This window comes from Pseudomonas granadensis (assembly GCF_900105485.1).
GTDB lineage: Bacteria > Pseudomonadota > Gammaproteobacteria > Pseudomonadales > Pseudomonadaceae > Aquipseudomonas > Aquipseudomonas granadensis.
Genome location: NZ_LT629778.1, coordinates 1,029,508 through 1,055,034, shown reverse-complemented (window position 1 = coordinate 1,055,034; position 25,527 = coordinate 1,029,508). Strand labels below are relative to the sequence as shown.

Here is a 25,527-nt window from a genome sequence, read left to right as displayed (position 1 = left end):
CGTGTCTCAATCTTTTAAAACACCTGTTCGGCACTCTGGTTCGGAAATTGCTACTTTCTATAGGTCGTAAGCGTTGCAGTAACAATAATTCTGCGCCACAAGCGCTCATATTGGTTCTTAGGGATTGAATAATGAAAAAAGCATTGCTGACCCTTTCTGCACTGGCGTTGTGCATGGCCGCCGGCTCCGCGCTGGCCAAGGAATACAAAGAGCTTCGCTTTGGCGTTGACCCTTCGTACGCACCGTTCGAGTCGAAAGCGGCCGATGGCAGCCTGGTGGGTTTCGATATCGACCTGGGTAACGCGATCTGCGCCGAACTGAAGGTCAAGTGCAAGTGGGTCGAAAGCGATTTCGACGGCATGATTCCGGGCCTCAAGGCCAACAAGTTCGACGGTGTGATCTCGTCGATGACCGTGACCCCGGCGCGCGAGAAGGTCATCGACTTCTCCAGCGAACTGTTTTCCGGCCCGACTGCATATGTGTTCAAGAAAGGCTCGGGGCTGAGCGCTGACGTTGCGTCGCTCAAGGGCAAAACCGTCGGTTATGAGCAAGGCACCATTCAGGAAGCCTACGCCAAAGCCGTGCTGGACAAGGCTGGCGTAAAAACCCAGGCCTATCAGAACCAGGATCAGGTTTACTCCGACCTCACTTCAGGTCGTCTCGATGCGGCCATTCAGGACATGCTGCAAGCCGAACTGGGTTTCTTGAAGTCGCCAAAAGGCGAAGGCTATGAAGTCAGCCAGCCGGTCGACAGTGAATTGCTGCCAGCCAAAACAGCTATCGGTATCAAGAAAGGTAACACTGAGCTGAAAGCGCTTTTGGATAAAGGTATCAAAGCGTTACACGACGACGGCAAATACGCCGAGATTCAAAAGAAACACTTTGGCGATCTGAATCTGTACAGCGGCAAATAATGCCCCGGCGCCCATCCTCGATGGGCGCCTTTTCCATCCGTTCAGGTTGCTGATTTATGTTTGAAACCCTTCTGCAAAATCTGGGGCTGGCCTCCTTCAGTCTGCAGGGCTTCGGCCCGTTGCTGCTGGCAGGTACCTGGATGACCATCAAATTATCGGCGATGTCGCTGCTGGTGGCCGTGTTGCTCGGCCTGCTCGGCGCCAGTGCCAAACTGTCGAAAGTCAAACTGCTGCGCCTGCCCGCCCAGCTCTACACCACGCTGATCCGCGGCGTGCCGGACCTGGTGCTGATGCTGCTGATCTTCTACAGCCTGCAAACCTGGCTGACGTCGCTGACCGACTACATGGAATGGGAATACATCGAGATCGACCCGTTCAGCGCCGGCGTACTGACCCTGGGCTTCATTTATGGCGCGTATTTCACCGAAACCTTCCGTGGCGCGATTCTCGCGGTGCCGCGCGGTCAGGTCGAAGCGGCCACCGCGTACGGTCTGAAACGCGGCCAGCGCTTTCGCTTCGTGGTGTTTCCGCAAATGATGCGTTTCGCCCTGCCGGGCATCGGCAATAACTGGATGGTGATGCTCAAGGCCACCGCGCTGGTGTCGATCATCGGCCTCGCCGACCTGGTCAAAGCCGCGCAGGACGCCGGTAAAAGCACCTATCAACTGTTCTACTTCCTGGTTCTCGCTGCCTTGATTTACTTGCTGATCACCAGTGCCTCCAACTTCATTCTGCGCTGGCTCGAACGTCGCTACGCGGCCGGTGCCCGGGAGGCCGTGCGATGATCGAACTCCTCCAGGAATACTGGCGCGCCTTCCTTTATACCGACGGCCAGAACATCACCGGGCTGGCGATGACGATGTGGCTGCTGACCGCCTCGATCTGCATCGGCTTCATCGTCTCGATTCCGCTGTCGATCGCCCGCGTCTCGCCGCACTTCTACATTCGCTGGCCGGTGCAGTTCTACACCTATCTGTTCCGGGGCACGCCGCTGTATATCCAGTTGCTGATCTGCTACACCGGGATCTACAGCCTGGCGGCCGTGCGTGAGCAGCCGTTGCTCGACAGTTTCTTTCGCGATGCGATGAACTGCACGATCCTCGCCTTTGCCTTGAACACCTGCGCCTACACCACGGAGATCTTCGCCGGGGCGATTCGCAGCATGAACCACGGCGAAGTCGAAGCGGCCAAGGCTTACGGCCTGACCGGCTGGAAGTTGTATGCGTATGTGATCATGCCCTCGGCGCTGCGCCGGTCGTTGCCGTATTACAGCAACGAAGTGATCCTGATGCTGCACTCGACCACTGTGGCCTTCACCGCGACCATTCCCGATATCCTCAAAGTCGCGCGGGACGCCAACTCGGCGACCTTCCTGACGTTTCAATCGTTCGGCATCGCCGCGCTGATCTACCTGACCATTACCTTTGCGCTGGTCGGCCTGTTCCGCCTTGCCGAACGCCGATGGCTGGCCTTCCTCGGCCCGACTCACTAGGACAACCCTGCAAATGCGCCACCTGATTCATGACTTGCTGGCCCCGCTGCCGGGGACCGCACGACAGATTCACAGCTTCCACTTCGGCCCGGAGCAGGCCAAGGGCAAGGTGTATATCCAGTCCTCGCTGCATGCCGACGAATTGCCCGGCATGCTGGTGGCCTGGCACCTCAAGCAACGGCTGGCCGAGCTGGAAGCCGCCGGCCGCCTGCGCAGCGAGATCGTGCTGGTGCCGGTGGCCAATCCGGTCGGCCTCGAGCAAGTGCTGATGGACGTGCCGCTGGGTCGCTACGAACTGGAGAGCGGGCAGAACTTCAACCGCTGGTTCGTCGACCTCAGCGAAGAAATCGGCAACGCCATCGAAGGCCAGCTCAGCGACGACCCGCAACACAACCTCGAACTGATCCGCGCCAGCCTGCGCGCCGCCCTCGCCCGCCAGACCGCCAGCACGCAACTGCAATCCCAGCGCCTGACCCTGCAACGGCTGGCCTGCGACGCCGACATGGTGCTCGACTTGCACTGCGACTTTGAATCGGTGGTGCACCTTTACACCACGCCGGAAGCCTGGCCGCAGGTCGAGCCGCTGGCGCGCTACATCGGTGCCCAGGCGAGCCTGCTTGCCACTGACTCTGGCGGTCAGTCGTTCGACGAGTGCTTCACCCTGCTCTGGTGGCAACTGAAGGAACGCTTCGGCGAACACTTCGAGATTCCGCTGGGCAGTTTCTCGGTCACCGTCGAGTTGCGCGGTCAGGGTGACGTCACTCATCCGCTGGCCAGCCGCGACTGCCAGGCGCTGATCGACTATCTGATCCAGTTCGATGCGATCGTCGGCGAAACCAAGCCACAGCCGTCCTTGCCCTACCCTGCCACGCCGTTGGCCGGCGTCGAACCGGTGACCACCCCGGTCGGTGGCCTGCTGGTGTACACCGCCACCGCCGGGCAGTACCTGGAGGCCGGTCAGCAGATCGCCGAAATCATCGACCCGATCCACGATCGCGTCACCCCCATTCATTGCACCGCCGCCGGCCTGCTGTACGCACGCTCGCTGCGGCGCATGGCCACTGCCGGCATGGTCATTGCCCACGTTGCGGGCGCTGAAGCCTATCGCAGCGGCTACCTACTTTCGCCTTGAGGATGTTCCTCCCATGTACAAACTGACCGTTGAAGGCCTGCATAAAAGCTATGGCGACCATCAGGTGCTCAAAGGCGTTTCGCTCAAGGCCAAAACTGGCGACGTGATCAGCCTGATCGGCGCCAGCGGCTCGGGCAAAAGCACGTTTTTGCGCTGCATCAACTTTCTCGAGCAACCCAACGACGGCGCCATGAGCCTCGATGGCCAGTCGATCCGCATGGTCACCGATCGCCACGGCATGCACGTCGCCGACGCCAATGAACTGCAACGCCTGCGCACGCGGCTGGCCATGGTGTTCCAGCATTTCAATCTGTGGAGCCACATGACTGTGCTGGAAAACATCACCATGGCTCCGCGCCGGGTGCTGGGTTGCAGCAAACAGGAGGCCGATGACCGCGCCCGGCGCTATCTGGACAAGGTCGGCCTGCCGGCGCGCGTCGCCGAGCAATACCCGGCGTTTCTCTCCGGCGGCCAGCAACAGCGCGTGGCGATTGCCCGGGCGCTGGCGATGGAACCGGAAGTGATGCTGTTCGACGAACCCACCTCGGCGCTGGACCCGGAACTGGTCGGCGAAGTGCTCAAGGTGATTCAGGGCCTGGCCGAGGAAGGCCGGACGATGATCATGGTCACCCACGAAATGAGTTTCGCGCGCAAGGTGTCGAATCAGGTGCTGTTTCTGCACCAGGGTTTGGTCGAAGAAGAAGGTGCGCCGGAGGATGTGTTGGGCAACCCGAAGAGCGAACGCCTGAAGCAATTCCTCAGCGGCAACCTGAAATAACGCCGTACACAATTCCCCTGTAGGAGTGAGCCTGCTCGCGATAGCGTCTTTACATCCAACACTGATGTGACTGACAAACCGCTATCGCGAGCAGGCTCACTCCTACAGGGGACCGCGCCTGCCTTAAAAATCAAACTTGTCCCCCCGCTTCGCTGTCTCTGAAAAAACCCCTCCAGAGCGCACGCAGCCGGCATGGCGAAATCCCCCGACCTTGCAAAAACCTGGTTCAGCGCCCGCGGCTGGAAGCCATTCGCGTTTCAAAAGCAGGTGTGGGCCGCGGTGAAGAAAGGCGAGTCCGGGCTGCTGCATGCCAGCACCGGTGCTGGTAAAACCTATGCCGTGTGGTTCGCTGCGCTCAACCGCTACGCCCGTGAGCGACCTGCCGTCGAAACACCGCGCAAACGCAAGCCACCCGCCGAACCGCTGACGGTGCTGTGGATCACCCCCATGCGAGCGCTGGCCGCGGACACGGCGCGCGCCTTGCAGGCACCGGTTGATGACCTGAACCTCCCCTGGAGCATCGGTCTGCGCACCGGCGACACCAGCAGCAGCGAGCGCGCCCGCCAGGGCCGGCGCTTGCCCACCGCGCTGATCACCACGCCAGAGAGCCTGACCCTGCTGCTCGCCCGTGCCGATGCGCGCACGGCGCTGTCGACCTTGCGCATGATCGTCGTCGATGAATGGCACGAATTGCTCGGCAACAAGCGCGGCGTGCAATTGCAACTGGCCCTTGCCCGCCTGCGCCATTGGCAACCGGGACTGATCGTCTGGGGCGTTTCCGCCACTCTTGGTAATCAATCCCACGCTGAACAGGTGCTGATCCCACAGGGTGGGGGCGTGAGTGTGCAAGGACAAAGCGAAAAAGCCCTGCAAGTCGACACCCTGCTCCCACCGGCTATAGAGCGTTTTCCGTGGGCCGGGCACATCGGCCTGAAGATGCTGCCGCAAGTGGTCGCCGAACTGGATACCTGCGCCAGCAGCCTGGTGTTCACCAATACCCGGGCGCAATCGGAAATCTGGTATCAGGCGCTGCTTGAAGCCCGGCCGGATTGGGCCGGATTGATCGCCTTGCATCACAGCTCGCTGTCCCGCGATACCCGTGACTGGGTCGAACAGGCATTGAAGGACGGACAGTTGAAAGCCGTGGTGTGCACCTCCAGCCTGGATCTGGGCGTGGATTTTCTGCCGGTCGAGCGCGTGCTGCAGATCGGTTCGGCCAAAGGCGTTGCGCGTCTGATGCAACGGGCCGGGCGTTCCGGCCACGCACCGGGGCGCACCTCGCGGGTGACGCTGGTGCCGACTCACAGTCTGGAACTGATCGAAGCGGTGGCCGCACGCGATGCGGTCGAGCAGCGGCGCATCGAGCCGCGCCTGTCGCCGCACAAACCTTTGGATGTGCTGGTGCAGCATCTGGTCAGCATGGCCCTTGGCGGTGGGTTTATTCCTGAAGATTTGTACGAAGAGGTCCGTGGCGCCTGGGCTTATCGCGACCTGACGCTGGGTGACTGGGCCTGGGCGCTGGCATTCGTACGCCATGGCGGGATGTCTCTTACAGCCTATCCGGATTATCGCCGGGTCGAGCCCGACGAACATGGCGTCTGGCGGGTACCGGATGCGCGTCTGGCGCGGCGCCACCGGATGAGTATCGGCACCATCGTCAGCGATGCGAGCATCAACCTGAAATTCTGGAGCAAGGGCGGCGGTGGCAAGCAACTGGGCAGCGTCGAAGAAGGGTTTATCGCCCGGCTTAAACCGGGAGACGGTTTTTTGTTCGCCGGGCGCTTGCTGGAATTGGTGCGCGTGGAAAACATGACCGCCTACGTCAAACGCAGCACCGCGAAAAAAGCCGCGGTGCCGCGCTGGAATGGCGGACGTATGCCGCTTTCCAACGAGCTGGCCGAAGCCGTGGTCAGGCGCTTCACCGCAGCCGCTCAAGGTGAGTTCACAGGGCCGGAAATGCACGCGCTGCGGCCATTGCTGGACACGCAGATGCGCTGGTCCGGCCTGCCCACCGAGAAAAACCTGCTGGCCGAGGTACTGAAATCCCGCGAAGGCTGGCACCTGTTTCTTTACCCGTTCGCCGGGCGCCAGGTGCATCTGGGGCTGGCGAGTCTGTTGGCTTGGCGGGTCAGCCAGCGCCAGCCTGTGACGTTCTCGATAGCGGTGAATGATTACGGACTGGAACTGCTCAGTGCCACGCCCGTCGATTGGGCTGAACACTTGAATGGCGCGCTGTTTAATGCCGATCAACTGTTAGCCGACGTGCTGGCCAGCCTCAACGCGGGAGAACTGGCGCTACGGCGCTTCCGCGAGATCGCACGGATCGCCGGACTGGTTTTCGCCGGTTATCCCGGGGCGCCGAAAAGCACCCGCCAGGTGCAGGCGTCGAGCGGTTTGTTCTTTCAAGTGTTCAAACAATACGACGCCGACAACCTGCTGCTGGCCCAGGCCGGGGAGGAAGTGTTGCGTGAAGAACTGGATATCGCTCGACTGGAGCAGACCTTGCACCGGATCAACCGAATGAAACTTGATGTGCATTTGATCAAACGCCCGACACCGCTGGGCTTTCCATTATTGGTCGAGCGGATGCGTGAAAGCATGAGTTCGGAAAAACTGGCTGACAGGATCAGAAGAATGGTCGGTGATCTGGAAAAAACCGCTGATAACGGGAGATCGTCATGAGCGCGGCGTATCCGGTGCGCCTGGCCGGCGAAGAATTATGGTTGCTGCCGGAGAAAGCCCTGTACTGGCCTGCGCAGGAGGCACTGCTGATCGCCGACGTGCATTTCGGCAAAGCGGCGGCCTATCGCAGTCTCGGCCAGCCGGTGCCGCATGGCACCACTGCGAGCAATATTGCGGTAATCGACGCGTTGCTGGCGAGGCTGCCGTGCCGCCAGTTGATCTTCCTCGGCGATTTTCTTCACGGACCTGGCTCACATGCGCCAAATACGCTGAACGCGTTGGCTGAGTGGCGAGCACGGCACGCTGATCTGCCGATGACGCTGATTCGCGGCAATCACGACAAACGCGCGGGCGACCCACCGGCCTCGCTGAATATTCGCGTGGTGCCCGAACCCATGCTGCTGGGCCCGTTCGCCTTGCAACATGAACCCGACCCGCATCCCGAACGGCACGTACTCGCCGGCCATGTGCATCCGGTCTATCGACTGCACGGCAAGGGGCGGCAGAGCCTGCGTCTGGCCTGTTTCCGGCTGGGCGAGCGCATCAGCCTGATGCCGGCATTCGGGGCGTTCACCGGAGGCTTTCAGGTCGAGCGCGACGAAACCTGCAGAGTCTTCGTGATCGGCGATAACGAAATATGGCCCGTCAGTTAGTAACTGACGGGCCATACCGGTGACAGTGAATCAGGCGACAGGCGCCGGAGGCGGCTCGTCCGGCAGAGTCGGCTCGCCGGGTTCGGTCGGTTGTTCATTGGGAGTATCGGGATCAGGCTGACCGGGAACTCCGCCAGCCGCGCTCAGAGGCGGATGCGCCAACAAGGACCAGGCCAATACGCCAACCTGATTGGGCTCAAGCCTTGCCAGTTCGGCAGTGATTTGCGGATCGATCTTCATAGGGCACTCCTCGGCGAAGGCCCGTTTCGCTGGAAACAAAAACGGGCAGTACACCTCATAGAGTGCCTGCCCGCCAAAGAATTCCCGCGTTCTGTCGGAAGACAGATCAGGTGCGCGGCAGGGTCACGCCACGCTGGCCCTGGTATTTGCCGCCGCGATCCTTGTAGGACACTTCGCATTCCTCGTCGGATTCGAGGAAGAGCATCTGCGCCACACCTTCGTTGGCGTAGATTTTCGCCGGGAGGTTGGTGGTGTTGGAGAACTCCAGCGTCACGTGGCCTTCCCACTCGGGTTCCAGCGGCGTGACGTTGACGATGATGCCGCAGCGCGCGTAGGTGCTTTTGCCCAGGCAGATGGTCAGCACATTACGCGGAATGCGGAAGTACTCGACGGTGCTGGCCAGGGCGAACGAGTTCGGCGGGATGATGCAGACGTCGCTGTGGATGTCGACGAAGCTGCCGGCGTCGAAGTTCTTCGGGTCGACAATGGCCGAGTTGATGTTGGTGAACACCTTGAAGTGGTTGGTGCAACGCACATCGTAGCCGTAGCTCGATACGCCGTAGGAAATCACCCGGCTGTCGTCGCTGCCGCGCATCTGGCGTTCGACGAACGGTTCGATCATGCCGTGTTCCTGCGCCATGCGGCGAATCCACTTGTCCGATTTGATGCTCATGGCGGGTTTGTCCTGAATAGCGAGGTGGAAAAATTCTGTCCGGCATCTTACCGGGCGCGCCGCCTCGTTCAAAGTGCGCACTGCAATTCTCGGCGAACACCCTGGAAATACGGGCTGCGGCGACGAACTGTCACACCGCCGATCCCGAAAACACAGAAACCTTTGCAACAAGCATTGGCACGTTCCGGAAAAAGGGTTAAGGTGGCGTCACTGTGTTGCTTGTGTCACTGAGAATCTCTACACGATATGTTGAATTTCGATCCAACCATCTACAAGAATTTTTCCTGCTCTTTGCACTCAGTCTCGGCCAGGGTTCTTCCTGAGTCGCAGTTATCTTTGTTCAAGGAGTTACACCATGTCTAATCGCCAAACCGGTACCGTTAAGTGGTTCAACGATGAAAAAGGCTTCGGCTTCATCACTCCACAATCCGGTGACGATCTGTTCGTTCACTTCAAAGCTATCCAATCCGACGGCTTCAAAAGCCTGAAAGAAGGCCAACAGGTTTCTTTCATCGCTACCCGCGGTCAGAAAGGCATGCAAGCTGAAGAAGTACAAGTTATCTAACTTGTAGCTTCTTTAGAAAAGAGCCCCGCCCTCAAAAGCGGGGCTTTTTTGTGGGCGTCTGTTTTGTGCAGGCAAAAAAAATCGCAGCCCGACAACGGCTGCGATTTTTATCGATGACTTACCAGGCCACGCCAAACCCTGCGGTATAGCGGGTCTTGTTCAGATCGGCATCGTTGGTACCGCTGATGATGTCACGTTCAGCCTTGAGGTTGAGCGACGCCCACTCGGTGACCTTGTAGCGCAGGCCCAGTTCGGCATCCAGTGCGTAATCGGCCACACCCGAGAGTGGCTTGCCGACTTCACCGTTGGTGAAGAACTCGACTTTCTTGCCGATCAGGTAGCGGTTGTAGTCCCACTTCATGGCAACAGAGTAGAAATTGTCCTTGCTGCCATCGCGGTATTCGTAATCGGTGCGGTTGAGCAACGAGCCCAGCGAGAATGCACCCAACTCATCGTCCCAGAACTGGTAGCCGGGACCGGTACCGACCACCCGCTGACGCGCCAGCTCTTCGATGTGGTCACGCTTGTAGTTCAGGCGACCTTGCCAGAACCATTGATCGGTAATGAAGCGGTCAAGGGAGTACTCGGCGCGCCAGTTGTTGGTGGTAGTTTCGGCGTCCTGCACTTCGCGGTTGTACTCACCTTCGGCGGTATGACGCCACCGGCCGTGACGCGCCGAGGTCTTGAACGCGACATCGTAATCATCGGTATCTTTCTCGGCGCGCTGATAATCCAGCGCCAGGTCGACATTGCCCTTCCAGACCAGGTCAGTGACGATCGGTTTTGGCTTGAGGATCTGCTGAATACTCGCCAGCTCGACGGTTTTCGGCGCGTCACCGTTGGCCAGGGTGACCTTGCCGTCGTCCGCCGCAGTCAGCGACTTGGAGACTTCGCCGGTATAAGCGTCCTGCTTGACCAGCAGGTGCTGCTCGCTCTCCAGGGTCTTGACCTCTTTCCAGTCGATGGTCACCGCACCGGCATATTTGGTCTGGATCAACAGCTTGCCGCCATCGAAGACGCTGATGGTGCCGCTCAACTTGTCACCGTTCTTCAACCAGACGGTGTCGGCAAGCAGGGGCGTTGAGGCACTGAAAACAGCAAGGCACAACAGGGATCTGGAAAACATAGGCGAATCGAGGGCTCAAGTTGTCGGAAAAAGGTCGGCATTATCCGTAGGAATAAGACCCTGACAAGGACTGACCGGACGATTTCCAATGAGTTCATTTCTCAACTGCGCGGCGACGGATTACTCTGAACGCCTTGAAAAAGACCCTGCTCAGGAACCACGCCCGTGACAGCCCCCAACGACGCCCATGACAGCGAAGCGCAAATCCGACGCACGGCGCTCTACTCCACTCTCGCGCAAGTGCCCGAGGGCAAAGTGGTCAGTTATGGCCAGTTGGCCGAACTGGCCGGTTTGGGGCGCGCCGCGCGTTGGGTCGGCCGCACATTAAGTCAGTTACCCGGCGATACCCGACTGCCGTGGCACCGCGTACTGGGCGCTGGCGGGCGCATCAGCCTGCCTGTGGGCAGCCCGTCCGGCGATGAACAACGGGCGCGATTGCGCATGGAAGGCATCACCGTCCAGAACAATCGTGTGGATATTCGGCGCCATGGCTGGCGTCCGGTAGAGCACAGCGGTTAGAGTGCGCGCTTTGTTTTCGCAATCTTGAGGCAGACTTCAGCCCATGCCCCGTAAAACCTGGCGCGCCGCGCTCGCCGCCTATGCCAGTCCTTCGACGCTCGTGCTGTTGTTGCTCGGTTTTGCCGCCGGCCTGCCGTACATGCTGGTGTTCTCAACGCTTTCGGTCTGGCTGCGTGAAGCCGGTGTCGCCCGTGAAACCATCGGCTATGCCAGCCTGATCGGCCTGGCCTATGCGTTCAAATGGGTCTGGTCTCCCCTGCTCGACCAATGGCGCCTGCCCTTGCTTGGCAAGCTCGGCCGTCGCCGTTCATGGCTGGTGCTTTCGCAGGCGCTGGTGATTCTCGGGCTGATCGGCATGGGATTCTGCGATCCGCAAAAACACCTGTCCTGGCTGATTGCGATTGCCGTAGTGGTCGCTTTCGCCTCCGCCACTCAGGATATTGCCGTCGACGCCTATCGACTGGAAATCGCCGATGACAGCCGGCAAGCCGCGCTCGCCGCCAGCTACATGTCCGGCTACCGCGTCGCCGCCCTGCTCGCCACCGCCGGCGCGCTGTTTTTCGCCGAAGGCTTCGGCTCCACCGGTTTCAACTATAAGCACGCCGCCTGGACGGGTACTTATGTGCTGTTCGGCGCGTTGATGGTTCCGGCACTGCTGACCACACTGTTCATGCGCGAGCCGCCCGTACCGCTGCGTACGCAATTGCAGGCCGGGCGTTACACCTTCATGCATCAACTGATGTCGGTATTCGTGCTGATCATCCTGCTGGTGTCCGTGCCGGCGATGTTCACTCAGCTCTACAACACCGATTTCGCCAGTGTGCTGTTCGGCGACATGAGCCCGCTCGACCTGTTACTGGAAGATCGCGCATTCCTGCGCGCCATTCTCTATACCCTGCTCACCGGCCTGTGCCTTTCAGCCATGGGCCGCCGCGGCCTGGCGCCGGTGCTGACCCCGGTCAACGACTTCATTTTGCGTTACCGTTGGCAGGCGCTGCTGCTGCTCGGCCTGATCGCCACCTATCGCATGTCGGACACGGTCATGGGCGTGATGGCCAACGTGTTCTATATCGACCAGGGCTTCACCAAGGATCAGATCGCCAGTGTCAGCAAGATTTTCGGCCTGATCATGACCCTCGTCGGTGCCGGCATGGGCGGTTTGCTCATCGTGCGTTTCGGCATTCTGCCGATTCTGTTTATCGGCGGTGTAGCTTCAGCGGGGACCAACCTGCTGTTCGTGATGCTCGCTGACATGGGTCCGAACCTGCAGATGCTGGTGGTGACCATCTCTCTGGACAACTTCAGTTCCGGCCTGGCGACCTCGGCGTTCGTGGCCTACCTGTCGAGCCTGACCAACCTCAAGTTCTCGGCCACCCAGTACGCCCTCCTCAGCTCGATCATGCTGTTGTTGCCGCGACTGATGGGCGGCTATTCCGGCGTGCTGGTGGAAAAGTTCGGTTATCACAGTTTCTTCCTGATCACTGCCCTGCTCGGCGTGCCGACGCTGGTGCTGATCGCGCTGCACTGGTTCCAGGAGAGCCGCCGCGAAGGCCCGACGCCAACGCCCGAGCCCACACCCACCCCGGTCGTCGAAGAATCGTAAGACGTTTCGCCGCCGGCGGGAGGAATCCCGCCGTCGAACCTCACCAGCGGCCGCATGCCTGTACGTCGACAAAACTCGCCGGTACACTGCTCCGTCATTTCCAGTCAAAGCAACCGACAACGGCCAACCATGCGCACCAGTCAATTTTTGCTCGCCACACAGAAAGAAACGCCTTCCGATGCGGTCGTGATCAGCCATCAGCTGATGCTGCGCGCCGGCATGATCCGCAAACTCGCCTCGGGCCTGTACACCTGGCTGCCCATGGGCCTGCGGGTAATGCGCAAGGTTGAAGCCATCGTTCGCGAAGAAATGAACGCGGCCGGCTCTCTGGAAGTGTTGATGCCGAGCACCCAACCGGCCGAGCTGTGGCAGGAATCGGGGCGCTGGGAAGAATACGGTCCTGAGCTGCTGCGCATCAAAGACCGCCACGGTCGCGACTTCTGCGCGGGCCCGACCCACGAAGAAGTGATCACCGATCTGATGCGCAACGAGTTGAGCAGCTATAAGCAGCTGCCGATCAACCTGTACCAGATCCAGACCAAATTCCGTGACGAAATCCGCCCACGCTTCGGCTTGATGCGCGGCCGCGAATTCATCATGAAGGATGCGTATTCGTTCCACGCCGATCAGGCATCGCTGCAGGTCACCTACGACCGCATGCACCAGGCCTACTGCAACGTGTTCAGCCGTCTGGGCCTGAAATTCCGTCCGGTTGAAGCCGACAACGGCTCGATCGGTGGCGCCGGTTCGCACGAATTCCACGTATTGGCCGAGTCCGGCGAAGACGACATCGTTTTCAGCAACGGTTCCGACTACGCGGCGAACATCGAGAAAGTCGAAGCCGTGCCACGGGAAACTTCGCGTCCGGCGCCGACCGAAGAACTGCGTCTGGTCGATACGCCAGACACCAAAACCATCGCGGCCCTGGTGGAAAAATTCAATCTGCCGATTGAAAAGACCATCAAGACTCTGATCGTGCGCGCCGAAGAAGAAGGCAAGCTGATCGCGCTGGTCGTTCGTGGCGATCACGAACTCAACGAAATCAAGGCGGCCCGGCAACCAGGCGTGGCCAGCCCGCTGGTCATGGCCACCGATGCCGACCTGCGTGACGCGATTGGCGCCGGCGCCGGTTCGCTCGGCCCGCTGAACCTGCCGCTGCCGATCATCATCGACCGCTCGGTCGAGCTGATGAGCGACTTCGCGATCGGCGCAAACATCGACGACAAGCACTACTTCGGCGTGAACTGGGAACGTGATCTGCCGGTTCCGACCGTCGCCGACCTGCGTAACGTCGTGGCCGGCGACCCAAGCCCGGACGGCAAGGGCACGCTGGAAATCAAGCGCGGCATCGAAGTCGGGCACATCTTCCAGCTGGGCAACAAGTACAGCAAGGCGATGAAGTGTGAAGTGCTGGGCGAGAACGGCAAGCCGGTTACCCTGGAAATGGGTTGCTACGGCATTGGCGTGTCACGCGTGGTTGCGGCGGCGATCGAGCAGAACAACGACGAAAACGGCATCATCTGGAGCGACACTCTGGCGCCGTTCCAGATCGCTTTGGTGCCGCTGCGTTATGAAACCGAGCAGGTGCGCGAAGCCACCGACAAGCTGTACGCCGAACTGACGGCCGCCGGCTTCGAAGTGCTGCTGGACGATCGCGACAAGAAAACCAGCCCGGGCATCAAGTTCGCGGACATGGAGCTGATCGGCATTCCACACCGGATCGTGGTCAGCGACCGCGGTCTCGCCGAAGGCAACCTGGAATACAAGAGTCGTACCGAAGGCGAAGCGCAAGCATTGCCGGTCGCCGACGTACTGTCCTTCCTGCAGGCCCGTATCCGCCGCTGAAACCAGATAGAGACGTCATGTTCAAGCGAAACACCTTAGGCCTCGGCGCCGCCGCCCTGTGCGGCGCCCTGCTGGTCAGCGGCTGCGCCAATCACATGTCGCAGCGCAGCGAGCACGAAGAGCGGGTCGAGCGCAAATTGCTCGACCACAGCCTGCAGATCGATGTCGGCGAGCCCAAGGTGCTTGAGCTGCCGCAACGACGCGTGAAGATCAACGAGCAAAAGACCTTCGAGGTCACCGAGTTCGAGGTCACCCGTCGTTACGACCGTTACACGCCTTACCAACCCTGGCGCGAAGTCTATGAAATCCCGCTGGGCGCGGTCGCCGTGGTTGGCGGTGTGGGTGCCAACGTGGTCAACGTGTTTGCGCTGGGCAACCTGCCGGACAGTGTGACCAAGGACTGGTTCAGCTACGGTTTCGCCGGGCTCAATCCATTCATGAACGCGCAATCCAACGGGCGCGCGCAGCAGAACCTTGCGGGTATCGACGAAGTCCAGCGCGACAAGCGCACGGAATATTCGAGCCTGCCGTGGAGCGAGCGGCCGGTACAGGTCAAGGCTGGCAAGCAGACTTTCGACATGGCCACCGATCGCAACGGCGTACTGCGGCTTAACCTGCTGGACAGTCCGTTCGCCGAAAACGATCTGAATCATATCGGCCGCTTGCAGATCAGTGTCGAGGACGCCAAGGACGACGTGCACTCCGATTCAACGCTGATGCTCAGCAGCCATCTGCGCGACAAGTTGCTGGAAGCGCACGGGCTGATTTATGACGACCTGGAAGATGACGAAGTGAGCCAGTGGGTGCACCGGGTCAAACGCCTGTCGGAGCTGGGCCTTGAAGAAGAAGCCAGCGAACTGGAACAAAGCCTGATTGAACTGACGCGCAACGATCCTGAGTTGCAGGCTGAGTTTCTCAAGTCGTTGACTCGGGATGCTGGACGCCTGGTGGCGGATCCAGGACCGAATTAAAGCCAATCGCGAGCAGGCTCACTCCTACATTGGAACGCATTTCAATGTAGGGTTGGCCTGCTCGCGATGAGGCCATTACATTCCGCGCAAATCTACCGCTCAAACAACTCCATCTGCTCAAACCCGCCGCGCAAATCCTCCAGCCTCACCCCAACCCCAAGCAACCGCACCGGCTTACCGCCACGATTGAACGCCTGCGTCAGCATCAACTGATAACTGCCCAGATCCCGCCCTGCCCCGGCCTGCTCCAGCGTGGTCTGGGTGAAATCATGGAATTTCACTTTGACGAACGGCTTGCCCGGCCGATAGCTGCTGTCGATCCGCGCCATCCGGGTTTTCAGGGTGTCGAGCAACTCGGGTAACTTGTCGAGACAGCTGCTCAGATCCGGCAGATCCGCGTCGTAGGTGTTTTCCACGCTGATCGACTGTCGCCGACTGTCGTTGTGCACCAGCCGGTCGTCAATGCCACGGGCGAGGTTCCACAGGCGCTCGCCAAAACTGCCGAATTCGCGCACCAGCGCCAGCCTTCCCCATTCACGTAAATGCGCGCAATCGACGATGCCGAGTTTACCGAGCTTGTCGGCAGTGACCTTGCCGACCCCGTGCAGCTTGCTCACCGGCAAGCCGCTGACAAAGTCTTCGACCTGATCCGGCGTGATCACAAACAGGCCGTTGGGTTTTTTCCAGTCACTGGCGATCTTCGCCAGAAACTTGTTTGGCGCTACGCCCGCAGACACGGTGATGTGCAATTGATTGGAAACGCGCCGGCGAATGTCCTGCGCGATACGCGTGGCGCTGCCGCCAAAATGCGCGCTGTCCGATACGTCCAGATAAGCCTCGTCCAATGACAGCGGCTCGATCAGGTCGGTGTAATCGGCAAAAATCGTATGGATTTCCCTGGACGCTTCGCGGTACGCATCCATGCGCGGCTTGACGATGGTCAGATCCGGGCACAGCTTCAAAGCGTGCCCCGAAGCCATCGCCGAGCGCACACCGTAGGCGCGCGCCTCATAGTTGCAGGTGGCAATCACCCCGCGCCGATCCGCTGAACCACCCACTGCCAAGGGCTTGCCGGCCAGACGCGGGTCGTCGCGCATCTCGATGGCGGCATAAAAGCAGTCACAGTCAATGTGGATGATTTTTCGCTGAGTCATGTCAGAAAAGGAAACGTGGCGAGCCAGAGCGGCAGTATCTCACCGACACCTGTATATAGCACCAGTGGTGTTGAATGTTCCTGACCGGCTGTAGGAAACAAACGTTGAATGTAATTTCTCAATCAAACCAAGGCCTCCAATAGAGCCGAAACCCTTACCGCGCCTGCCCTGCGAGCCTGAAAACCCGCCTCGGAAAACGCTAACCAATTGAACCTGAACAGATTTATTCCAATCGGCGGTTGACACACCCGCAAAGCTCTGTAGAATGCCGACACACAGACGCGGGATGGAGCAGTCTGGTAGCTCGTCGGGCTCATAACCCGAAGGTCGTCGGTTCAAATCCGGCTCCCGCAACCAAACATCAAAAAAGGCTACTCGAAAGAGTGGCCTTTTTTGTGCGCGTCTGTTTTACACACAGGCGCCCTGCTCAATTGGTAACGTAACGATAATTCCTTGCATTTCCGAAACTTACGCATCCCCTGCGACCGTTTGCCGCGATTTCGCACTTATTTGATTCTTTACAGGATTAGCGGTTGACACCTCGCCGTTCGCCTGTAGAATGCCGCCACACAGACGCGGGATGGAGCAGTCTGGTAGCTCGTCGGGCTCATAACCCGAAGGTCGTCGGTTCAAATCCGGCTCCCGCAACCAAACATCAAAAAAGGCTACTCGAAAGAGTGGCCTTTTTTGTATCTGTGGAAAAAGTCCTTTCGCAACAATGATCTGTCATCGTGCAGTGAACCGTCCAGGATCTCAGAACCGCCGCGTTGCGACTATGCTTGAGTCGCGGACAAGACGCCTGCAATCCAAGACTGCCCTCGCCGACACCCGGTGAGAGGCGTAATATTTTGTGATTATTTTTTTCTACAGGGATTGGTAACTTGGCTGGATACCTCCATCCTGTCGCGCACAATCCAAGAGGTGATTGATGCGCGCCAACTCGTCTGATCCACAAGACACCGTTACAGCAGAACAACCGATCAAACCCGAGCGTTTACGCTGGCTGGATCGGTTAAGCAAATACCGCCAGCCGATCGGTCTGGCCGTGACGTTGCTGCTGTTTGCCATTGCGCTGATTGCCTGTCGCCATCTGCTCGCCGAGCTTGATCTCGACGCGCTTCACGACTCGATTCTCGACGTGCCGAAACCGGCGCTGCTCGGTGCCATCGGGGCGACCGTGGTCGGCTTCATCATTCTGCTCGGCTATGAATGGTCGGCGAGCCGCTACGCTGGCGTGACATTGCCACCGCGCATGCTCGCCCTCGGCGGCTTCACTGCGTTTGCGATCGGTAATGCGATTGGCCTGTCGCTGCTGTCGGGTGGCTCGGTCCGCTATCGTTTATATGCGCGGCTGGGCGTCGGTGCGTCGGAAGTCGCGCACATGACCTTGTTCGCCAGCCTGTCGCTGGGCTGCGCCTTGCCGCCTCTGGCCGCGCTGGCAACCTTGAGCAACCTGCCCGCCGCTTCGCAAGCGCTGGGCCTGTCCGAGGTGTTGCTCGGCTGCGTCGCTGCCGCCGTGCTGATCCTCGGCGCCGTATTAGCTATCGGCATTTATCGCCGTCGTCTGCCGGAACAACCCTACCCCGACAATCTGTTGGTCAAGGCCGGGCGCCGCACCCTGCGTCTGCCCGGTCGGCGCCTGACCTTTCTGCAATTGGTGATCACTGCACTCGACGTCGCAGCTGCCGCCACCGTTCTCTATCTGTTGCTGCCGGAAGCGCCGCCCTTCGCGCCGTTCCTGCTGGTGTACCTGTTGGCGCTGGCCGCCGGTGTGCTCAGCCATGTGCCGGGCGGCGTTGGCGTGTTCGAAGCGATTTTGCTCGCTGCGTTCGCCGACAAACTCGGCGCGGCGCCACTGGCCGCGGCGCTGCTGCTGTATCGCCTGATCTATGTGGTTTTGCCATTACTGGTCGCCTGTGTGCTGCTGCTGATCAACGAAGGTCAGCGCCTGTTCCAGACCCAGACCATGCGAGCCGCGTCCGGTCTGGCCGCGCCGATTCTGGCGGTGCTGGTGTTTCTTTCGGGTGTGGTGTTGCTGTTTTCCGGCGCCACCCCTGAAATCGACACGCGTCTGGAGCACATCGGCTTTCTGATCCCCCATCGTCTGGTCGACGCCTCGCACTTCGGCGCCAGCCTGATTGGCGTGTTGTGTCTGCTGCTTGCGCAAGGCCTGCGCCGACGTCTGTCGGCGGCGTGGATGCTGACCACCATCCTGTTGCTGGTCGGCGCCCTGCTCTCGCTGCTCAAGGGCTTCGACTGGGAAGAGGCCACGCTGATGACCCTGACGGCGGCACTGCTCGGCGTCTTCCGTCGCTCGTTCTATCGCCCGAGTCGCCTGACCGAGTTGCCGTTCTCGCCGCTGTATCTGGTCGCCAGCCTGTGCGTGCTCGGTGCGTCGACCTGGCTGCTGTTGTTCGCCTATCAGGACGTGCCGTATAGCCATCAGCTCTGGTGGCAGTTCACCCTTGATGCTGACGCCCCGCGCGGCCTGCGTTCGCTGCTCGGCGCTGCCGTGCTGCTGTTGGTGATAGCCCTGACCTGGCTGCTGCGTACCGCGCGCCCGGTGATTCATCTGCCGACACCGGACGAACTCGATCGCGCGGTAAAAATCCTCATGGCGTCGTCGCAGCCCGACGGCGGCCTCGCGCTGACCGGTGACAAGGCGCTGCTGTTTCACCCCAACGACGAGGCGTTCCTGATGTACGCCCGCCGTGGCCGCAGTCTGGTGGCCCTGTACGACCCGATCGGGCCGAGCCAGCAACGCGCGGAAATGATCTGGCAGTTCCGCGACCTCTGCGACATCCATCACACCCGCCCCGTGTTCTACCAGGTACGCGCGGAGAACCTGCCGTACTACATGGACATCGGTCTGACGGCGATCAAACTGGGCGAAGAGGCCCGGGTCGATCTGCAGCGCTTTGATCTCGAAGCCAAAGGCAAGGAGATGAAGGATCTGCGCTACACCTGGAACCGTGGCACCCGCGATGGTCTGTCGCTGGAAATCCATGAGCCGGGTCAGGCGCCAATGGACGAGCTGAAGGTGATTTCCGATGCCTGGCTGACCGGCAAGAACGTGCGCGAGAAGGGCTTTTCCCTTGGCCGCTTCAGCGACGATTACCTGAAGCATTTCCGCATTGCGGTCATTCGCTTCGAAGGCCGCCCGGTCGCGTTCGCCAACCTGCTCGAGACTTACAGCCACGATCTGGCAAGCCTCGACCTGATGCGCGCGCACCCGGACGCGCCGAAGCTGACCATGGAATTCATGATGGTCGGCCTGATTCAACATTATAAGAGTCACGGATACGCGCGCTTCAGCCTGGGCATGGTGCCGTTGTCGGGGTTGCAACCCCGCCGCGGTGCACCACTGACTCAGCGGCTGGGCTCGATGGTCTTCCGCCGTGGTGAGCAGTTGTACAACTTCCAAGGCTTGCGCCGCTTCAAAGACAAGTTCCAGCCTGACTGGGAACCCCGTTATATGGCCGTGCCCGCCGGACTCGATCCGTTGGTGGCGCTGGCCGATACTGCTGCCCTGATCGCGGGTGGCTTGACTGGATTGGTGAAACGCTGATGATTCAACGCTCCCTGAAGTACATCCTGGCTGCACTGATCGTGCTGGCCGTGATTGCCGGCGGCGGCTTCTGGTACCTCAAACGCCCGGCACCGGAACCGACCGTCGAACAGCTCAAACCCGCCGATGGTGCGGCTATGACCCGAGTAATCCCGGGCAGCAAGCCGAAAGCCCAGGTGCTGGTGGCCGTCACCGACGAGCAGAAGCTCTCCGAGAAACAACTGACCACCCTGAGCCGCAGCGCCTCGGCGCAGATCGTTCAGGTGATTCTGCCCAAGGACTGCCTGCTGCAAAGCCGCGCGCTGCAATCGGGCCTGCGTGAACTGAACGGCCCGGCCACGCTGGTCAGCGGTATCGGCCCGGGCGCCGTATTGGCGTGGCGCTGGTTGGCCGAGCAGAAAAACGACAAGGCTCAAGCCATCTCTGTCGACCTCGCGCTGGAAAAACCCGGTTGCACCCACCTGCTGCCGAAGACCGCCGCCCACGGCCACTGGCTGGTGGCATGGAATGACAACCCGGACGACGCCAGCGCAGGTTTCGTGCGCGATCAACCGAACGCCGAAACCAGCATCAGCGACTACGACATCAACCTGCCGCAAGTGCTGAACAACGAACTGCGCAAGATCCTCGTCGGCGGCGACAAGGCCAACGGCGGTCTGGCGATCCCGGTAGTGGAAGTCCCGGCCGGTCAGGCCAACGACACCGTGACCCTGTTTCTCTCCGGCGACGGCGGCTGGCGCGACCTCGACCGCGACGTCGCCGGGGAAATGGCCAAGATCGGTTACCCGGTGGTCGGCATCGACACCCTGCGCTACTACTGGCAGCACAAGAGCCCGGAACAAAGCGCCCTCGACCTCACCGAACTGATGCAGCACTACCGGCAGAAATGGGGCACCAAGCGTTTCATCCTCACCGGTTACTCGTTCGGCGCTGACGTGCTGCCGGCGATCTACAACCGCCTGCCAGAGAACGAACAGCAACGCGTCGACGCGATCATCCTGCTCGCCTTCGCCCGCACCGGCAGCTTCGAGATCGAAGTCGAAGGCTGGTTGGGCAACGCGGGTAAAGAAGCCGCCACCGGGCCGGAGATGGCCAAGCTGCCAGCGGCCAAGGTGGTGTGTATTTACGGTGAAGAAGAAACCGACGAGAGTGGCTGCACCGACAAGACTGCAGTGGGTGAGCCGGTGAAACTGCCCGGTGGCCATCACTTCGACGAGAACTACCCGGCGCTGGCGAAGCGCTTGGTGGATCTGATTCAGAAGCGCCAGAGCAAGGACTCGGTGGCGGAAGAGTGATCTGAGCCCCCCACAAAAAGCCCCTGCAACTTCACGGTTGCAGGGGCTTTTTACATCTCGGACGATGAACACATTCCCCTGTAGGAGTGAGCCTGCTCGCAATAGCGGAGTATCAGTTAGCAAATAGGTGGCTGACACTCCGCTATCGCGAGCAGGCTCACTCCTACAAGGGATGGCGGTGAATTCATGAGTTTGTGCAGAGACCGCAAATTTCTTCACTCTGCACAAAGCAAGAAAAACCGAGTGTCCACATTCCATAAAACGTGGACACCTGCTTGATCGGCATTATCGAATCGTCAACCCCAAACTCTGCCTGAACGCACCGCTTAACCCTGTGGGAGCTAGCCTACTAGCGATGGCGGTGGATCTGGTAAAGATGTGCTGACTGACACTCAGCCATCGCTAGCAGGCTAGCTCCCACAGGGGATTTGCAGTGGTTTGAAAATCTATGCGCATGCACAAAAAAGCCCCCGCCAGCCAAAAGGCCGACGGAGGCTTATCAGTTGAGGCGAGGTTTACATCTCCACCTGCGTCCCCAGCTCAATCACCCGATTCAACGGCAAATTAAAGAACCGCAAATTGCCATTGGCATTCTTCAACATGAACGCAAACAACGCCTCGCGCCAACGCGCCATGCCTTCGAGTTTCGAGGCGATCACCGTTTCGCGGCTGAGGAAGTAGGTGGTGCGCATCGGGCTGAAATCCAGTTCATCCAGATGACACAGCTTCAGTGCCTGTGGCACGTCCGGCTCGTCGGTGAAGCCGAAGTGCAGGATGACCCGGAAGAAGCCTTCGCCGTGGGCCTCAACTTCAAAACGTCGCGATGGCGGTACGCGCGGGATGTCTTCGTAGACCACGGTCAGCAACACCACCTGTTCGTGCAGCACCTGGTTATGCAGCAGGTTGTGCAACAGCGCATGCGGCACGGCGTCGGAGCGGGCGGTGAGGAAAACGGCGGTGCCCTGCACGCGATGCGGCGGTTGTACGCGGATGCTGCTGATGAAGATCGGCAGCGGCAGCGCGCCTTCGTCGAGGCGATCGACCAACAGTTGCTTGCCGCGCTTCCAGGTGGTCATCAGCACGAACAAAGCGATACCGGCGATCACCGGGAAGGCACCGCCCTGAATGATCTTCGGCACGTTGGCGGCGAAGTACAGGCCATCGACCAGCAGGAAGCCCAGCAGTACCGGGACCGCGAGAATCGGTGGCCATTTCCACAGCAGCAGCATGACGGCGGAGACGAGGATGGTGGTCATCAGCATGGTGCCGGTCACTGCCACGCCGTAGGCCGAAGCTAGAGCGCCAGAGGATTCGAAACCGATCACCAGCAGGACCACGCCGACCATCAACGCCCAGTTCACCGCGCCGATGTAGATCTGGCCCTGCTCGTCGCTGGAGGTGTGCTGGATGTACATGCGCGGGATGTAGCCGAGCTGAATCGCTTGACGGGTCAGGGAGAACGCGCCGGAAATCACCGCTTGCGAGGCGATCACCGTGGCCAGGGTTGACAGGCCGACCAGCGGAATCAGCGCCCAACTCGGCGCCAGCAGATAGAACGGGTTGCGCGCTGCGTCAGGGTTGTCGAGCAGCAAGGCGCCCTGCCCGAAATAGTTCAGCACCAGCGCCGGCAGCACCAGCAGAAACCAGGCGCGGGCGATCGGCTTGCGGCCGAAGTGGCCCATGTCGGCGTACAGCGCTTCAGCACCGGTCAGCGCCAGCACCACCGCGCCGAGAATCGCCACGCCCATGCCGGTGTGCACCATGAAGAATCGCACCGCCCACGCCGGGTTCAGCGCGTGCAGCACCTCCGGCGTATGGCTGATGCCGTACACGCCGAGTGCGCTGAGCACCAGGAACCAGGTGACCATGATCGGCCCGAACAGAATGCCGATGCGTGCGGTACCGTGGCGCTGAATCAGGAACAAGGCGACCAGCACGACCAACGACAGCGGCACGACCCAGTGATCGATGCCATCGAAAGCCAGCCCCAGACCTTCAATGGCCGACAGTACCGAGATCGCCGGGGTGATCATGCTGTCGCCGTAAAACAGCGCCGCGCCGATCAGGCCGCAGACCACCAGCAATGAGCGCAACTTGCGCCGATGCCCCGCCGCTCGGCGTGCCAGGGCTGTGAGCGCCATGATCCCGCCTTCGCCCTGGTTGTCGGCGCGCAGCACGAACATCATGTACTTGATCGACACGACCCAGATCAGCGACCAGAAGATCAACGACAAAATGCCGAGCACCCCGTCGTGATTGACCGGCACGCCGTAACCGCCGGAAAACACTTCCTTGAGGGTGTACAACGGGCTCGTGCCGATGTCGCCGTAAACCACCCCGACCGCCGCGACCAGCATGCTCAGTGGCCTGGAGGCCGAACCCTCGGCGCCTGCCGCATGACTACTTGCCTGACCCATCCAACACTCCTGATCTCAATACCGGCTTCTTCGAATGAAGCACTATGCTTTGTGGCGCAGCATGCGCTGTTTTACCTGTTGTTACAGACGTTTTGTTGACTGCAAGAAATCGGTAAAGCTCAACGGCGCGAAGCATAGCGCAGCACTCGTCGTATTTCCCTGCATAAAGCTGGTCAAGTGCGTTGCCCGCCGCTAGAATTGCGCACTTTTTGATCAGAGGCGCACGAAACGTCCTGTCTCGCGAATCACTGCTGCTTTTTGACGGTGCCTGTTGTCGCCATGCTGCGTTGCCGCTTCTCGCCATAGCGCGCTATGACTCGGCGCGGCGCCTTGCCTGACGACAACAGTCACTCGTCAAAAAATAGCGGATTCACGAGACAGGACGTAAAGCGCCCATCCGTCAGCTGCCGCGCGTGGCCAGCGACGTCACAAAACACCGAGGTTAGACATGTCCACCACTCCTGCGCCGGCCAATCCAAAGGTTGGCTTTGTATCTCTGGGTTGCCCGAAAGCACTGGTCGACTCCGAGCGCATCCTGACCCAGTTGCGCATGGAAGGCTATGACGTGGTGTCCACTTACCAGGACGCCGACGTGGTGGTGGTCAACACCTGCGGTTTCATCGACTCGGCCAAGGCGGAGTCGCTGGAAGTGATCGGTGAAGCGATCAAGGAAAACGGCAAGGTGATCGTCACCGGCTGCATGGGCGTGGAAGAAGGCAACATTCGCAACGTGCACCCGAGCGTGCTCGCCGTGACCGGTCCGCAGCAGTACGAGCAAGTGGTCAACGCCGTGCACGAAGTGGTGCCGCCGCGTCAGGATCACAACCCGCTGATCGATCTGGTGCCGCCGCAAGGCATCAAGCTGACCCCACGTCACTATGCGTATCTGAAGATTTCCGAAGGCTGCAACCACAGCTGTTCGTTCTGCATCATCCCGTCGATGCGCGGCAAACTGGTCAGCCGCCCGGTTGGCGACGTGCTCGACGAAGCCCAGCGTCTGGTCAAGTCCGGCGTCAAAGAGCTGTTGGTGATCTCGCAGGACACCAGCGCCTACGGCGTCGACGTGAAATACCGCACCGGTTTCTGGAACGGCGCGCCGGTGAAAACCCGCATGACCGAGCTATGCGAAGCGCTGAGCACCCTCGGCGTCTGGGTCCGTCTGCACTACGTTTATCCGTACCCGCACGTCGACGAGCTGATCCCGCTGATGGCCGCCGGCAAGATCCTGCCGTACCTGGACATCCCGTTCCAGCACGCCAGCCCGAAAGTGCTCAAGTCGATGAAACGCCCGGCGTTCGAAGACAAGACCCTGGCGCGGATCAAGAACTGGCGCGAGATCTGCCCGGACCTGATCATCCGTTCGACCTTCATCGTCGGCTTCCCGGGCGAAACCGAAGAAGACTTCCAGTACCTGTTGAACTGGCTGACCGAAGCGCAGCTCGACCGCGTCGGCTGCTTCCAGTACTCGCCGGTGGACGGTGCTCCGGCCAACGATCTGGACCTGGAAGTGGTGCCGGACGATGTCAAGCAGGACCGTTGGGAGCGTTTCATGGCGCACCAGCAAGCGATCAGTTCGGCACGCCTGCAAATGCGCATCGGCCGTGAAATCGAAGTGCTGGTGGACGAAGTCGACGAGCAAGGCGCGGTTGGCCGCTGCTTCTTCGATGCGCCGGAGATTGACGGTAACGTGTTTATCGACAACGGCAGCAACCTGAAGCCGGGCGACAAGGTCTGGTGCAAGGTGACGGATGCTGACGAATACGATTTGTGGGCTGAGCAGATCTGATCTGAACGTCAAAAGCCCCTCATCGGAACGCCGCCCGCCTACCCCTCTCCCATGGGAGAGGGGACTGATCGGGTTGTTCTTTAGAATTGCGGCAACCTGTAATATCGGGTTGAA

Annotated in this window: 20 protein-coding genes and 2 tRNA genes; 17 read left to right on the top strand and 5 right to left on the bottom strand. The window is 60.3% G+C overall.

Annotated features, from left to right (window positions below; translation table 11 throughout):
• The first annotated feature begins 131 nt into the window (after nucleotides 1-131).
• From BLU52_RS04590 to pdeM, 7 genes are all read left to right on the top strand, one after another.
• Complete coding sequence (locus BLU52_RS04590) at nucleotides 132-914, top strand: transporter substrate-binding domain-containing protein (RefSeq protein ID WP_090282095.1); 783 nt, start codon at nucleotides 132-134, stop codon at nucleotides 912-914.
• Between the two features lie 56 nt (nucleotides 915-970).
• Nucleotides 971-1,699 (top strand): ABC transporter permease, encoded by a 729-nt coding sequence (locus BLU52_RS04585; RefSeq protein ID WP_090282094.1) that lies wholly within the window; start codon nucleotides 971-973, stop codon nucleotides 1,697-1,699.
• Entirely contained in the window at nucleotides 1,696-2,406 is a 711-nt protein-coding gene (locus BLU52_RS04580; RefSeq protein WP_090282093.1) for an ABC transporter permease, read from the top strand. The genes BLU52_RS04585 and BLU52_RS04580 overlap by 4 nt, the downstream gene beginning before the upstream one ends.
• A gap of 13 nt (nucleotides 2,407-2,419) precedes the next feature.
• On the top strand, nucleotides 2,420-3,538 hold the full coding sequence (locus tag BLU52_RS04575) for a succinylglutamate desuccinylase/aspartoacylase family protein (RefSeq protein ID WP_090282092.1): 1,119 nt from the start codon (nucleotides 2,420-2,422) through the stop codon (nucleotides 3,536-3,538).
• 13 nt (nucleotides 3,539-3,551) lie between these two features.
• Nucleotides 3,552-4,316, top strand: coding sequence for an ABC transporter ATP-binding protein (locus tag BLU52_RS04570; RefSeq protein ID WP_090282091.1), 765 nt, complete (start codon nucleotides 3,552-3,554; stop codon nucleotides 4,314-4,316).
• Nucleotides 4,317-4,508: 192 nt separating this feature from the next.
• The gene (locus BLU52_RS04565; RefSeq protein WP_090282090.1) at nucleotides 4,509-6,998 is read left to right on the top strand and encodes a ligase-associated DNA damage response DEXH box helicase; all 2,490 of its coding nucleotides are present in this window, start codon (nucleotides 4,509-4,511) and stop codon (nucleotides 6,996-6,998) included.
• The gene (pdeM, locus tag BLU52_RS04560) at nucleotides 6,995-7,651 is read left to right on the top strand and encodes a ligase-associated DNA damage response endonuclease PdeM (RefSeq protein ID WP_090282089.1); all 657 of its coding nucleotides are present in this window, start codon (nucleotides 6,995-6,997) and stop codon (nucleotides 7,649-7,651) included. Before BLU52_RS04565 ends, pdeM begins: the two co-directional genes overlap by 4 nt.
• Nucleotides 7,652-7,681: 30 nt before the next feature.
• Here the strand turns inward: pdeM and BLU52_RS04555 are convergent, their stop codons facing one another.
• Both BLU52_RS04555 and dcd read right to left on the bottom strand, forming a co-directional pair.
• Complete coding sequence (locus BLU52_RS04555) at nucleotides 7,682-7,891, bottom strand: hypothetical protein (RefSeq protein WP_090282088.1); 210 nt, start codon at nucleotides 7,889-7,891, stop codon at nucleotides 7,682-7,684.
• Between the two features lie 106 nt (nucleotides 7,892-7,997).
• Nucleotides 7,998-8,564, bottom strand: coding sequence for a dCTP deaminase (gene dcd / locus BLU52_RS04550; protein WP_007940589.1), 567 nt, complete (start codon nucleotides 8,562-8,564; stop codon nucleotides 7,998-8,000).
• 355 nt (nucleotides 8,565-8,919) lie between these two features.
• Between dcd and BLU52_RS04545 the strand changes: the two genes are divergently transcribed.
• On the top strand, nucleotides 8,920-9,129 hold the full coding sequence (locus BLU52_RS04545) for a cold-shock protein (protein ID WP_002554837.1): 210 nt from the start codon (nucleotides 8,920-8,922) through the stop codon (nucleotides 9,127-9,129).
• Nucleotides 9,130-9,247: 118 nt separating this feature from the next.
• Here BLU52_RS04545 and BLU52_RS04540 read toward each other — a convergent pair whose 3' ends face one another.
• A complete protein-coding gene (locus BLU52_RS04540) occupies nucleotides 9,248-10,255 on the bottom strand; it encodes a DUF481 domain-containing protein (RefSeq protein ID WP_090282087.1) in 1,008 nt (335 codons plus the stop codon).
• 165 nt (nucleotides 10,256-10,420) lie between these two features.
• Between BLU52_RS04540 and BLU52_RS04535 the strand changes: the two genes are divergently transcribed.
• The 4 genes from BLU52_RS04535 (at nucleotide 10,421) to BLU52_RS04520 (ending at nucleotide 15,193) form a co-directional block, all read left to right on the top strand.
• Complete coding sequence (locus BLU52_RS04535; protein WP_090282086.1) at nucleotides 10,421-10,774, top strand: MGMT family protein; 354 nt, start codon at nucleotides 10,421-10,423, stop codon at nucleotides 10,772-10,774.
• 43 nt (nucleotides 10,775-10,817) lie between these two features.
• A complete protein-coding gene (locus BLU52_RS04530; protein WP_090282085.1) occupies nucleotides 10,818-12,377 on the top strand; it encodes an AmpG family muropeptide MFS transporter in 1,560 nt (519 codons plus the stop codon).
• Between the two features lie 129 nt (nucleotides 12,378-12,506).
• On the top strand, nucleotides 12,507-14,222 hold the full coding sequence (locus BLU52_RS04525) for a proline--tRNA ligase (protein WP_090282084.1): 1,716 nt from the start codon (nucleotides 12,507-12,509) through the stop codon (nucleotides 14,220-14,222).
• 17 nt (nucleotides 14,223-14,239) lie between these two features.
• On the top strand, nucleotides 14,240-15,193 hold the full coding sequence (locus BLU52_RS04520; RefSeq protein WP_090282083.1) for a hypothetical protein: 954 nt from the start codon (nucleotides 14,240-14,242) through the stop codon (nucleotides 15,191-15,193).
• A 92-nt stretch (nucleotides 15,194-15,285) separates the two neighbouring features.
• On the opposite strand, the gene dinB is transcribed toward BLU52_RS04520, so the two are convergent.
• Nucleotides 15,286-16,347, bottom strand: a complete 1,062-nt coding sequence (dinB, locus tag BLU52_RS04515) for a DNA polymerase IV (protein WP_090282082.1) — start codon at nucleotides 16,345-16,347, stop codon at nucleotides 15,286-15,288.
• A gap of 280 nt (nucleotides 16,348-16,627) precedes the next feature.
• On the opposite strand from dinB, the gene BLU52_RS04510 reads away from it, so the two are divergent.
• The 4 genes from BLU52_RS04510 (at nucleotide 16,628) to BLU52_RS04495 (ending at nucleotide 21,210) form a co-directional block, all read left to right on the top strand.
• Nucleotides 16,628-16,704 (top strand) — tRNA-Met (locus tag BLU52_RS04510).
• Nucleotides 16,705-16,921: 217 nt separating this feature from the next.
• A tRNA-Met gene (locus tag BLU52_RS04505) sits at nucleotides 16,922-16,998 on the top strand.
• A 277-nt stretch (nucleotides 16,999-17,275) separates the two neighbouring features.
• Nucleotides 17,276-19,915, top strand: a complete 2,640-nt coding sequence (gene mprF, locus BLU52_RS04500; RefSeq protein WP_090282081.1) for a bifunctional lysylphosphatidylglycerol flippase/synthetase MprF — start codon at nucleotides 17,276-17,278, stop codon at nucleotides 19,913-19,915.
• Nucleotides 19,915-21,210, top strand: a complete 1,296-nt coding sequence (locus tag BLU52_RS04495) for a virulence factor family protein (protein WP_090282080.1) — start codon at nucleotides 19,915-19,917, stop codon at nucleotides 21,208-21,210. Before mprF ends, BLU52_RS04495 begins: the two co-directional genes overlap by 1 nt.
• Nucleotides 21,211-21,725: 515 nt before the next feature.
• Here the strand turns inward: BLU52_RS04495 and BLU52_RS04490 are convergent.
• The gene (locus BLU52_RS04490) at nucleotides 21,726-23,567 is read right to left on the bottom strand and encodes a potassium transporter Kup (protein WP_408003555.1); all 1,842 of its coding nucleotides are present in this window, start codon (nucleotides 23,565-23,567) and stop codon (nucleotides 21,726-21,728) included.
• A 508-nt stretch (nucleotides 23,568-24,075) separates the two neighbouring features.
• On the opposite strand from BLU52_RS04490, the gene rimO reads away from it, so the two are divergent.
• Nucleotides 24,076-25,413 (top strand): 30S ribosomal protein S12 methylthiotransferase RimO, encoded by a 1,338-nt coding sequence (gene rimO, locus BLU52_RS04480; protein WP_041478077.1) that lies wholly within the window; start codon nucleotides 24,076-24,078, stop codon nucleotides 25,411-25,413.
• Nucleotides 25,414-25,527 lie beyond the last annotated feature (114 nt).

Coding starts and splice junctions, on each gene's coding strand:
- BLU52_RS04530 (WP_090282085.1), top strand. CDS start 10,818: ATGCCCCGTAAAACCTGGCGCGCCGCGCTCGCCGCCTATGCCAGTCCT.
- BLU52_RS04525 (WP_090282084.1), top strand. CDS start 12,507: ATGCGCACCAGTCAATTTTTGCTCGCCACACAGAAAGAAACGCCTTCC.
- BLU52_RS04590 (WP_090282095.1), top strand. CDS start 132: ATGAAAAAAGCATTGCTGACCCTTTCTGCACTGGCGTTGTGCATGGCC.
- rimO (WP_041478077.1), top strand. CDS start 24,076: ATGTCCACCACTCCTGCGCCGGCCAATCCAAAGGTTGGCTTTGTATCT.
- dinB (WP_090282082.1), bottom strand. CDS start 16,347: ATGACTCAGCGAAAAATCATCCACATTGACTGTGACTGCTTTTATGCC.
- dcd (WP_007940589.1), bottom strand. CDS start 8,564: ATGAGCATCAAATCGGACAAGTGGATTCGCCGCATGGCGCAGGAACAC.
- BLU52_RS04565 (WP_090282090.1), top strand. CDS start 4,509: ATGGCGAAATCCCCCGACCTTGCAAAAACCTGGTTCAGCGCCCGCGGC.
- BLU52_RS04545 (WP_002554837.1), top strand. CDS start 8,920: ATGTCTAATCGCCAAACCGGTACCGTTAAGTGGTTCAACGATGAAAAA.
- BLU52_RS04575 (WP_090282092.1), top strand. CDS start 2,420: ATGCGCCACCTGATTCATGACTTGCTGGCCCCGCTGCCGGGGACCGCA.
- BLU52_RS04585 (WP_090282094.1), top strand. CDS start 971: ATGTTTGAAACCCTTCTGCAAAATCTGGGGCTGGCCTCCTTCAGTCTG.
- BLU52_RS04570 (WP_090282091.1), top strand. CDS start 3,552: ATGTACAAACTGACCGTTGAAGGCCTGCATAAAAGCTATGGCGACCAT.
- BLU52_RS04580 (WP_090282093.1), top strand. CDS start 1,696: ATGATCGAACTCCTCCAGGAATACTGGCGCGCCTTCCTTTATACCGAC.
- BLU52_RS04490 (WP_408003555.1), bottom strand. CDS start 23,567: ATGCTGGTCGCGGCGGTCGGGGTGGTTTACGGCGACATCGGCACGAGC.
- BLU52_RS04520 (WP_090282083.1), top strand. CDS start 14,240: ATGTTCAAGCGAAACACCTTAGGCCTCGGCGCCGCCGCCCTGTGCGGC.
- BLU52_RS04495 (WP_090282080.1), top strand. CDS start 19,915: ATGATTCAACGCTCCCTGAAGTACATCCTGGCTGCACTGATCGTGCTG.
- pdeM (WP_090282089.1), top strand. CDS start 6,995: ATGAGCGCGGCGTATCCGGTGCGCCTGGCCGGCGAAGAATTATGGTTG.
- BLU52_RS04555 (WP_090282088.1), bottom strand. CDS start 7,891: ATGAAGATCGATCCGCAAATCACTGCCGAACTGGCAAGGCTTGAGCCC.
- BLU52_RS04540 (WP_090282087.1), bottom strand. CDS start 10,255: ATGTTTTCCAGATCCCTGTTGTGCCTTGCTGTTTTCAGTGCCTCAACG.
- mprF (WP_090282081.1), top strand. CDS start 17,276: ATGCGCGCCAACTCGTCTGATCCACAAGACACCGTTACAGCAGAACAA.